Origin of the sequence: uncultured Campylobacter sp., from assembly GCF_938045775.1 — a bacterium.
GTDB lineage: Bacteria > Campylobacterota > Campylobacteria > Campylobacterales > Campylobacteraceae > Campylobacter_B.
On the sequence record NZ_CALIBH010000141.1, the window covers coordinates 1 to 3,177 of the forward strand.

Sequence of the window (3,177 nt, forward strand, 5' to 3'; positions counted from 1 at the left end):
GTGCAGCCAGTTTAGAAATTTAAACATCGGGCGGGCGATGAAGGTAACCCAGCCATATTCGATAATGTGCGTAAGAGCAGGATTTATCGAGCTTAGCGTTGCGTGATCTTTCGCGCCGATATAGCCCGTAAGACTAAGATCGCCGTCCGAGCCTATGAAAACCTGCGAAATTTTATCTGCGTCAGTCACGGTCGCATTCAAGCTCTCTCCGTAAAATAGCGTCGTATAATAACGATCCGAGCTTGCAGCGATATTTACGCCACTTATTCGCTCATTTTTATCCACATCACCATCTTTAAAAATTTCTACGCTTTCGTTTATAGCCTGCGAGCCCGTAAAAAATGAAGCGATTTTATCTGAAATTCCCGCTTCGCCCGGTTTTCCAACGATGACGCCGTGAACCGTATAGCTATCTACTTCTACGTTCGGGCGCGAGCCGGGGCTGATAAAATAATGCGCATTGCCGCTTAACTTCAGATCCAATTTATAACTACCATTTGGATAAAAGGTAAGAATTTTATTTATGCTAACGGCGCCCAAACTTTGACTTAACGTAACGCTAGCTTCGCCGTTTCGCACGTCTAGCTCGCTAGATGAGGCGCTGTAAGGAGTATCGAAAGCCATCGCATTCAACGCCGCGTCCTCAAAGCGCATCTCAAGCGGTTTAGAATGTGATTTAGGATCAATTAAATTTATCGCATCGCCGTTTTCATCACGGAATTTAGCATCATTTAGCACATACGAGCTTATGCGACCGAGCCCGTCGATCGTAAAATTTGCTTCTTTACCGATCACGCGTACTAACGGTGCAGAGATGGAATTTGCGGTATTTAAATTCGCTCCCTGCGCGCTCATGCCAGCGGCAGAAGTTTGCGGAGCGGACTTGGCGGCATTTTTTTGCGCGATTTGCGTCGCGGTTGCGTTTGCCTCCATTGCGGCGCGAATTTTTGATAAATAAAAATGATCGTAAGCTACAAAAAATATGAGCGCAGTTGCTATTGCGATAGCAAGGCGCTTTGATTGAGGAAGTTTATCTAGCAATATTTTCTCCTAGTCGTATGACATAATATCTATTTTTTTTATATGGTATAAACCAAAGCTTAAATTTATCCACAGAGGCATTGCTGCTGCGGATTTTAGAAAATACGCAAAATTTGAAATTTCGCGCGATTATCGGATAATCTATGCCGCCTTTAAACAGCGGATTGCACCTTAAAATTCTAGCGGCCGTAGCGCAAAGAGCGCGAAAAAGACCGTTAAATTTAAACTCATAAAGCGCGTATTCCGAACAGCTCGGATAATAACGGCAACAGCGCGGTAGCAAAGGCGAAATAAATTTTCGATAAAACCCGATCACGGCTATAAAAAATCTCTTCATTTTACTGCGCCGATCTTTTTAAACGCCCATTTTAAATTTCGCTCAATGTCTTCAAAGCTCATATCTACGATCTGCTTTTTTGCGATTAATATAAAAATTCCGCTAACAATGGCGTCTTTTTGATTATAAAACGCTGCGCGCAAACGTCTTTTAGCGTAATTTCGCGTAACTGAATTGCCTATTTTTTTGCTGGCGACTGCGCTAAATCTGCGTTGTTCGCTAGCCAAAAAATACACGACAGCGCATTCGCAATGCCACTTTGCCGCACTTTTATAAACCTCCGAGAAAACCCTGCTATCGCTTATCGCAGCAAATTCGCCTACGCAGCCAATCTTCTTCTGCCTTTAGCGCGTCTTGCGCTTAAAACTCTGCGGCCGTTTTTTGTTTTCATACGGACGCGAAAGCCGTGAGTGCGCTTTTTAGGGGTATTGTGGGGTTGGTACGTTCTTTTCATAACTGTTCCTTTAAGAAAATGTAAAGCGGAGATTTTATAGAAACTTTACTTAAAAACCGATAAACAAAAGCAGCCCTAGCGCCGATGAACGTCGCCTTGCAGCTTTTTACGGCGCAGTTTTAAGTCTTGCTCATTTTTATTGTTTCGCTCCTTGATGTCTTGCATCGGCTGTTTTTTCATCGAAAAATCATCGTGGTCGCCTACGCCTTTTGATTCACGTTGCAAATTATTTTGCAGGCTTTGCCTATCTAGTTCATTTTTTTTGACGATTTAGCAGAATTTCACTATGGTTTTTCTCAAATTCTGATTGTTTATCGTCCGCAACATAAGCGCTGGCACCAAGGCTTACTGAGTCATCTTGCGCTCTTAGTACCATAGAATCAGCAAATATCGCACCGCAAAGCAACCAAAATATCAAAGCCTTTTTCATTTGCGTTTAAATTTGCCTGCCATCGCGCGATAGATCGCCGCCTCATTTTGTAGCGTCAAATATCTTTGATTTAGCTCGTTTATCTTAGCGTTTACGGCATCGGTGCGGGCTTCTAGCATATCCTTTAGCTCGCTTGAACCTGCTTCGTATTTCGCGGCGTAAAGATCGGCAATACGCGCCTTTTCGTCATAAGCGGCACTTAAATTTTTAAGGCTAGCCAGATTGATCTGGTAAATTCTATATAAATTTAGCACCTCATTCGTAGCGTTAGAGAGCGTCTGTTCATAATTTACGACGTTTTTGCGAAAAGCGATCTCCGAAATTTTAAGGCGGTTTTCAACCCTTGCATAATCCAAAAACGGCAGACTTATGCTTACGTTGCCACTTAAAAAATTTAGCTTGAAACTATCGTTAGCGCTCACGCCTTGCCCATTAGTAAGTCCTGCGCCTAAATTTACGCTAGGAAAGAAATTTAACTTAGCGGTCTGTTCGTCGTAAAAGCTGGAATTTAGCCTAGCGATCGCAGCTCTAATGTCGGGGCGATTAGCAAGCGCCGTGTAAGGCACATTTAGATCAACGCCTTGGAATTCTATGGAATTTATCGAATCGGTGTTATCATCAAATTGCAAGCTGGAGGAGATGAGATTTCTCATATATTTATGATTATCCTCGATATTTTTTTGAATGCTTAAGACCTTGTTTTCAAGCCCTAGGATAGAATTTTGAATCTGCCTGTAATCTAGCTGCTCGGACTTGCCGTAATCGTATTTTGCCTTGATTATTTTTTCGATCTCTCGGTAATCGCTTAAATTCTGTTTTGTCCATTTTAGCGAATCGTTTAGATAAAGCATCTCGAAGTAGCCGCTTACGACAGAATTTATAAGAGTCAGGCGAGTATTTTCAAGATCAAACTCG

7 protein-coding genes are annotated in these 3,177 nt (G+C 42.5%); all 7 read right to left on the reverse strand.

Translation table 11 applies throughout. The features are described from left to right. The coding region (yidC, locus tag Q0238_RS05480; RefSeq protein WP_297943720.1) for a membrane protein insertase YidC at positions 1-1,041 on the reverse strand (1,041 nt) is incomplete at its 3' end. Further along, on the reverse strand, positions 1,031-1,378 hold the full coding sequence (yidD, locus tag Q0238_RS05485) for a membrane protein insertion efficiency factor YidD (protein WP_297943723.1): 348 nt from the start codon (positions 1,376-1,378) through the stop codon (positions 1,031-1,033). The genes yidC and yidD, both read right to left, overlap by 11 nt. Beyond that, positions 1,375-1,710 (reverse strand): ribonuclease P protein component, encoded by a 336-nt coding sequence (rnpA, locus tag Q0238_RS05490; protein ID WP_363317126.1) that lies wholly within the window; start codon positions 1,708-1,710, stop codon positions 1,375-1,377. Before rnpA ends, yidD begins: the two co-directional genes overlap by 4 nt. Next, positions 1,698-1,832 carry a 50S ribosomal protein L34 gene (rpmH, locus tag Q0238_RS05495; RefSeq protein WP_005873223.1) on the reverse strand — a complete coding sequence of 45 codons (135 nt, stop codon included), beginning with the start codon at positions 1,830-1,832 and terminating at the stop codon, positions 1,698-1,700. The genes rnpA and rpmH overlap by 13 nt, the downstream gene beginning before the upstream one ends. A 75-nt stretch (positions 1,833-1,907) precedes the next feature. Continuing rightward, the gene (locus Q0238_RS05500) at positions 1,908-2,057 is read right to left on the reverse strand and encodes a hypothetical protein (protein ID WP_297943726.1); all 150 of its coding nucleotides are present in this window, start codon (positions 2,055-2,057) and stop codon (positions 1,908-1,910) included. A gap of 28 nt (positions 2,058-2,085) precedes the next feature. Then, positions 2,086-2,262, reverse strand: a complete 177-nt coding sequence (locus Q0238_RS05505) for a hypothetical protein (RefSeq protein ID WP_297943729.1) — start codon at positions 2,260-2,262, stop codon at positions 2,086-2,088. Next, positions 2,259-3,177 (reverse strand): TolC family protein (locus tag Q0238_RS05510; protein WP_297943732.1); only part of this gene is annotated, 919 nt, incomplete at its 5' end. The genes Q0238_RS05510 and Q0238_RS05505, both read right to left, overlap by 4 nt.